The sequence below is a fragment of the Actinoplanes sp. NPDC051633 genome (assembly GCF_040681735.1).
In the GTDB taxonomy this organism is placed as follows: domain Bacteria; phylum Actinomycetota; class Actinomycetes; order Mycobacteriales; family Micromonosporaceae; genus Actinoplanes.
Genome location: NZ_JBFAZH010000348.1, coordinates 1 through 6801, shown reverse-complemented (window position 1 = coordinate 6801; position 6801 = coordinate 1). Strand labels below are relative to the sequence as shown.

At 68.7% G+C, this 6801-nt stretch carries 3 protein-coding genes and 2 pseudogenes; 1 reads left to right on the top strand and 4 read right to left on the bottom strand.

Features of this window, described 5'->3' with window-relative positions; genetic code table 11:
• Positions 1 to 1128: 1128 nt before the first annotated feature.
• The 3 genes from AB0M20_RS20080 to AB0M20_RS20070 are packed head-to-tail and all read right to left on the bottom strand — an operon-like array spanning position 1129 to position 5893.
• Positions 1129 to 3594 (bottom strand): DUF3488 and transglutaminase-like domain-containing protein, encoded by a 2466-nt coding sequence (locus tag AB0M20_RS20080; RefSeq protein ID WP_364300178.1) that lies wholly within the window; start codon positions 3592 to 3594, stop codon positions 1129 to 1131.
• Positions 3595 to 3616: 22 nt separating this feature from the next.
• Positions 3617 to 4918 (bottom strand): DUF58 domain-containing protein, encoded by a 1302-nt coding sequence (locus AB0M20_RS20075; RefSeq protein ID WP_364300176.1) that lies wholly within the window; start codon positions 4916 to 4918, stop codon positions 3617 to 3619.
• A 3-nt stretch (positions 4919 to 4921) separates the two neighbouring features.
• Positions 4922 to 5893, bottom strand: a complete 972-nt coding sequence (locus tag AB0M20_RS20070) for a MoxR family ATPase (RefSeq protein ID WP_364300180.1) — start codon at positions 5891 to 5893, stop codon at positions 4922 to 4924.
• A gap of 259 nt (positions 5894 to 6152) precedes the next feature.
• Here AB0M20_RS20070 and AB0M20_RS20065 point away from each other — a divergent pair.
• Positions 6153 to 6674, top strand: a pseudogene (locus tag AB0M20_RS20065) (MFS transporter); the annotation flags it as partial.
• Between the two features lie 21 nt (positions 6675 to 6695).
• Here AB0M20_RS20065 and AB0M20_RS20060 read toward each other — a convergent pair.
• Positions 6696 to 6801 (bottom strand): annotated as a pseudogene (locus AB0M20_RS20060) (23S rRNA (adenine(2058)-N(6))-methyltransferase Erm(B)); the annotation flags it as partial.

The following is a 6801-nucleotide window of genomic DNA, read 5'->3' as shown; positions in this document are numbered from 1 at the left end:
CCTCTGAATGGCGAACCCCCGCGAACGGCCAACCGGCGCGCCCGCGCCCGCGAAGGCCGCCCGCTCGCAGCGCATAAGGGTGCCGGTCGAGGTTCGCCATTCAGAGGTGTCGCGAGAGGTCGTCGAGCAGAGTGGTAGCCCAGTCCCCGTGTCGCAGGCCGGATGCGGGGCTGGGCTACCACTAAGTGCGTTTTGTCCGGCGGATGGGTCGTTAGTGGTAGCAGAGACACCCATTTGGGTTCGGGATCGGGGGCTGACCTACCACTTTGGCCGCTGGCGTGGTGGGCGGCTCGGTAGTGGTAGGCGAGAGGGCTTTTCGGGGGTCGGATGGGCGTCTGAGCTACCACTACGTTGCTGGCGCCACGGCGGGGCGGCCGACCTTCGCCCCGGCCGGCGGAGGGCCGAGTGCGGAAGGGCCGTGTGATCGCAGCTGCGCGAGTGTGAGGCGCCGGGACGGCCGCACGCTGGCCGGACCCGTGGGGAGGCCGGCGTAGATGCTTGGGGTGGGTGTCGGTGAGCGGGAGGGCCGTTCTTAGCTGGACCCGCCGCAAGGCCGGCGTGGCTGCTCAGGGTGGGCATCGGGGAGCGGATGGGCCGCGCTTTGCTGGGCCCGCGGGGAGGCCGCGTGGCTCGCTCGGGGTGAGTGTCGGGAGCGGATGGGCCGCGCTTTGCTGGGCCCGGGAGACGGCCGCATGGCTGCTCAGGGTGGGTGTCAAAGTAGCGAGACGGGCCGCTCTTTACCGGCCCGCGGGAAGGCCAGCGTGGCTTCTCGGGCGAGTGTCGGGGAGCGGGATCGGCCGCCCTTTGCTGGACCCGTGAGAAGGCCGGCGTGGATGCTCGCGGTGGGTGCCGGCGAGCAGGGGTGGTCGCACTCGGCTCGCTTCGCGACAAGCTGGCCCGCTGCCCAAGGTCGGAGCGGAAGGGGCCGGCACGGATGGACCCACGACGGGGTCGCCTTGCTGCCCACGACGAGCGTCCGGAAGTGTGACCGGCCCCAAGAGATAGCCAGACGCAACCAAGCCGGGTTGGGCAGTACGGGCCGGCCGCCGACCCCCGACGGCGCCGCAAGGTCGGCCTGCAAGCTGGCAGGCCAAGGCCGCCTCCCGTAGGAGGCGGCCCGGAGCTTTGTCAGCGGGTGCGGTTCGGGATCAAGCGGCGTGGGCTGAAGCGGACCGCCACGTCTCGGGCCCTGCTGAAGAAGCTCATCGTGCTGGCTGACGCGTCGCCGATGGCGATTCGCCAGCGCAGCAGCACCGACGGCGGCATCAGGGCCGCCACCAGCCGCGTGCGCCGGGGTGCCGAACGGGACAAGCCCTTTCGCACCCGGCCCAGCGCCTGGGTCAGCTCACCGCCCTGCAGCGGGCGGCGGGAGTATCGGGCGCGTTCCTCGGCTCGGCCCAGCAGCGTCGCCGACGCGGCCGGCTCCGTTTCCAGCTCCGCCTCTCGGACCAGACGCTGCGCGGTCACCCTCGGGGTCTCCGTCGGGTCCACCGGCACCCGGTAGTCGATCATCGTGTCGATGAGCTCGTCCCAGGCCGCGTGCGCGTCCTCGCGCGCCTGGATCGTCTCGGTCGTCACCGTCACCTCGCGACCGCCACCGGCCGACGCCGACGCCGCCGCGGCCGCGGCCGCGGCGATTGTCGGCTCGGTCACCGTCGCCGCGTGCCTGCGGCGGCGCACCAGGACCCGGCGCAGCGCCGGCACCAGCAGCAACGCGATGACCAAGGCGGCGATGCCGACGATCCACAGCACGGTGGTCGAGCCGCCGGTCGGGCCGGTCGTCCCGCCGCCGAACGCGCCCAGCTGGCTGTCGTCCCGGGGCAGCCGCGGGTCCTCGCCCGGGGCGGCCGATCCGCTCGGGCCGGGGGCGACCGCACCGGTCGACGACGACGCGGTCGGCTCCGGGCGGTCGATGTCGGGCGCCCAGTCCGAGCGGGTCGAGCCGGTCACGTTGGCGGCCGGGGTCGCGTCGAACGGCACCCACCCGTACCCCTCGAAGTAGACCTCCGTCCACGCGTGCGCGTTGCGGTTCGTGACCGTCCAGGTGTTGCCCTCGCGGTCGGCCCCGCGGGTGAAACCGAACGCCACCCGGGCCGGGATGCCGGCCGCCCGCGTCATCCACGCCATCGCCGCCGCGTACTGCTGACAGAACCCGACCTTGGCCTGCAGGAACGACGCGATCTCCGACCCGCTCGTGCCGGTCGAGGTCTGCAGGCTGTACTTGAACTGGTTGTCCGCGGAGAAGTAGTTGTAGATCGCGCGTACCTTGTCGTACTCCGTGGTCTTGCCCTTGGTCAGCTCTTTGACCAGGTCGTCGACGAACTTATCCCGCGGCACATCGATCTGGGGCCGCAGCGGGCTGCCCTCCGACAGCGGGTCGGCCTGGCGCAGAGCCTCGGCGCTGTAGCGGGCCCGGACGTAGTCGAAGGTGTACTCCTTGTCCTTGGTCGTGGTCCGGTTGGAGAACACGACCTGCGAACCCAGGTCGTAGGACCAGGCGCCCAGATCCTCGGACGCGATCGGGCTGGCGTAGACCGGGGCGAACGCCATGTTGAGGTCTTCGATCTGCACCGTGGCCCGGAACTCGCGGTAGTTCAAGCCGGGCTTGCGGACGTCGCGCGGGTCGGGCACGCCCCGGTTGATCGGCCTGCCGCTGGGCGTACGGTTCGCGAAGCCCTTCTCGTTGACGACGTCCGCCACGCCGAGCCGGAGGTAGAACGGGTCGGCCTCGTTGGTGGTCACCTTCAGCATCTGCCGCGTCTCGGTCTCGTTCAGCGAGCCGCTCAGCGAGGCGAAGAGGTTGACCTTGCCGCTGCCGCCGCCACCGAAGCCGCCGTTGCCGGACCCGCCGCCGACCTGGGTGAGCCGGGACAGCAGGCCGGTCGTCAGCCCGGGTGTCACCAGCGGCAGCAGCACCGCCACCGCCACGCCGATCGCGGCCAGCCGCCGACCGGCCGCCGCCAGCGGGGACGGCTCCCACACGTCGACGTCGCGACCGTCACCGGTGAACCGGCGGCCGAATCGGCGTACTCGATCGACGTTGTCCGCGACCAGCAGCCAGAGGAACCCGACCGCGCCGATGATGAACGGGACGGCCGGCACGCTGTCGATGTAGATCGCGACCGGAACCGAGTAGATGGCGAGCATCGGGAGGCCCGCCAGGGCCGGCTTGCGCATGACCACGGTGAGCATGTCGACCACGACCGCGCAGCCGCCGACGCCCAGCACGGTGATGAACTGCAGCGCCTCACGGTCGGGCACCGGCACGCCGTAGTTGCGGGTGTCCTCGCCGGCCTGGGCGAAGAGCTCGCCGAAGTGCGTGAACGTGTCCGGCCCCGGGATCAGCGCGAGCAGCTCCTCGCCGCTGGGGAACATCCAGGTGAGCACGAACAGCAGGGTGACCACCATGCCGAGCGCCTGGGCCCAGGTCGGAAGGCGGAGGGTACGGGCGACCACCGCGGCGCCGGCGATCAGGCCGACCGCCACGATGCACTGCATCAACCACGTGTACGACTCGAAGATCGCGGAGAGGGGTGCGGCCGCCAGCAGCGTCGCACTGGCCGCGACCAGCCCCAATCGCCTACGCCCGGTCACGTGACACGCTCCTTGAAAAGATTCATCGCCGGCCGCCGCCGGCCACCGTCTCGGCCATCGCCGCCCGCCACGCGAAGCCCTGCGACCCGCGCGCGGCGGCCGGCCACAGCGCGGCCAGCGCGTCGCCGTGCCGGACCGGCAGGGACCGCCAGCCGCTGCGGACCAGCGCCAACGCCGCCGCCTCCTGCGCGCGGTCGGCCTCGGTGCGGTCGGCCGGCATCAGATTTATCCAGGTGGTGCTGTCGATGGCGAAGCCGATGCAGGTGGCGCCGTTGCCCCGCAGGCCGCTGAGCACCTCGGCCCCGGCCACCGTGAGACTGCCGAACAGCCCGATCACCAGGCCGCCGTCGGACCGCCGCCGGACCTGCTCGACCAGCACCGAGATGTCGCCGTTCGGCGCCGTCTTCACGTCGGCCAGCGTGTCCAGGATGATCGAGTCGCCGTGCGCCTCGGTGGCGTCCACGTCGAGCCCGGTGCCGGTGACCAGGCGCAACTTGTAGCCGGCCTGGCGCAGGTGCACCGCGATGCTCGCGGCCGCCGACACCGCCCACTCGAAGCTGGCGGTCGGGCCCTCGCCGCGGTGGGCGTGGGCGCGGGTGTCCAGGACGACCGTGGCGCGGCTCTCCCACGGCTGCTCCTCGCGGCGGACCATCAGCTCGCCGGTGCGTGCCGTCGACCGCCAGTGCACCCGGCGCAGGTCGTCGCCGCGCCTGTACTCCCGGGTCGCCGCGTCGTCCTCGCCGTGCACCGCCACCGAGCGGGCCCGGCTCTCCCCGGTGCCCGAATACTCACCCGCGAGCCGCACCGCGGGCAGCGGCACGACCTGCGGGATCACGGTGAGCCGGTCGACGCTGGGGAACGAGCGGTTGAGCTCGCACAGGCCGAACGGGTCGGTCAGCCGGATCACCAGCGGCCCGACACCGTACCGGCCCCGGACGTCGGCCCGCACCGTGTACGCCACCGAGCTGGCCTGGTGCGGCCCGAGCCGCTCCAGCACCACCCGCGGGCGCGAGCCCAGCGCGTACGGCAGCCTGTCCTCCAGCAGCAGCGTGCCGGTGGGCAGCCGGGAGAGGTTCTGCAGGCGCAGGATCACCCGCGAGCTGGAGCCGACCGGGGTGCGGGCGGGCTCCAGCGAGCGCGTGCAGGCCAGCTTGTAGCGGCTGCGGCCCACGTACGCCGCCGCCAGCAGCGGCAGCGCGGCCAGCAGGACGGCCACCCTGAGCAGGTCACTCTCGCCGAGGATGAACGCCGAGACGGCGCTCGCCGCCGCGGCGGCGAGGAAGGACCTGCCGCGGGTGGTCAGCCCCCGCATGGCCTCCCGCATAGGTCACCGACCCCTGGTGTCGTAGGTGGAGGTGGTGCCGGCCTGCCGGGTGTCGTACGGCGAGCGCGCCCGGTCGTGCGGCAACGGCAGCCGGTGCACGATCTCGGCCACGATGGCGTCGGTCGTACGCCGATTGAGCTGCGCGTCCGTGGTCGGGATGATGCGGTGCGCGAGCACCGGGACGGCCAGCGCCTGCAGGTCGTCCGGCAGCACGTAGTCGCGGCCCTCGAGAGCGGCCACGGCCTTCGCCGTGCGCAGCAGCTGCAGGGTCGACCGCGGGGACGCGCCCAGCCGGATCTCCGGCGCCTCACGCGTGGCCGTGACCAGCGCGATCGCATACTGCTGCACCGCGTCGGCCGCGTGCACCTCGCGGACCGTGGCGATCGCCCGGCGGACCACCGCGGCGTCGGCGACGGCCCGCAGGCTGTTCAGCGGGTCGACGGCCCCGTGACCGCTCAGCATGGCCAGCTCGGCCCGCGGATCCGGGTACCCCATCGCGATCCGGGCGGTGAACCGGTCGCGCTGGGCCTCGGGCAGCGGGTACGTGCCCTCCATCTCGATCGGGTTCTGCGTCGCGATCACCATGAACGGCGCCTGCAGCTCGTACGTGGTGCCGTCGACTGTGACCTGCCGCTCCTCCATGCACTCCAGCAGGGCGGACTGCGTCTTGGGCGAGGCCCGGTTGATCTCGTCGCCGACCACCAGGTTGGCGAACACGGCACCGGGCTTGAACTCGAAGTCCCGCTGCTCCTGGTTGTAGACGCTGACACCGGTCACGTCACTGGGCAGCAGGTCGGGCGTGAACTGGATGCGCCGCACCGAACAGTCGATGCTGCGCGCGAGCGCCTTGGCGAGCTTCGTCTTACCGACGCCGGGCACGTCCTCGATCAGCAGGTGGCCCTCGGCGAGCATGACGGCCAGTGCCAGTCGCACGGTCGCGCTCTTGCCCTCGATCACCTGCTCGATGTTGGTCATGATGGCTTCGGTCGCATGACGGAACTCATCCGTCGTCAGCGCGCCGCCGGGCTCACCCCAGGTAGGCGTTGTCACGGGCCTCCTCCAAGTCGCACTCTCCCCTTCCTAGGTACATACACCGAAAGGGAACCGAAGGTTCGCGGGCGGCCGGCGGTCCGTGGGCCTCCGGCGCTCGCCGCCCGTCCTGACAGGTTAGCCCGGTCACAGCAACCTGCCGAGTTCGCGATCGTTCGGTGACGACGCGTGGTCGGGGGCCGAAGTGATAGCAGCCAGGTGGAATACATCACATAACATTGGTGGTGCAATTGCTGGCGGTGTCGCACTCTGGGGTGCGAATACATTTTTCCACGGTAATGTCGTTGGGATGTTTATTTTTCCTTCTATTATCGCTTTAATCATTGGAATCGTGACATTATTTATTGGGAAAGATGATCCAGAAGAATTAGGTTGGAATCGTGCTGAAGAAATTTGGGAAGAGCCTATCGATCAAGAAAATATTGATTCTCAAGGTATGACTAAATGGGATATCTTTAAAAAATATATCCTGGGAAATCCAGTGATTTGGATTTTGTGTATTTCAAATGTTTTCGTATATATCGTGCGTATTGGTATTGATAATTGGGCGCCGCTATACGTATCAGAGCATTTACACTTTAATAAGGGTGACGCGGTTAATACTATTTTCTACTTTGAAATAGGAGCATTAGTAGCCAGTTTATTATGGGGTTATATCTCAGACCTTTTAAAAGGACGTCGTGCGATTGTAGCGATTGGATGTATGTTTATGATTACCTTTGTTGAGTATGAGATGATTCTTCACTTTAGGTTTAGGATGAAAATATTCTCTTGGAACCATACTTAATATAGAAATATCAACTTCTGCCATTAAAAATAATGCCAATGAGCGT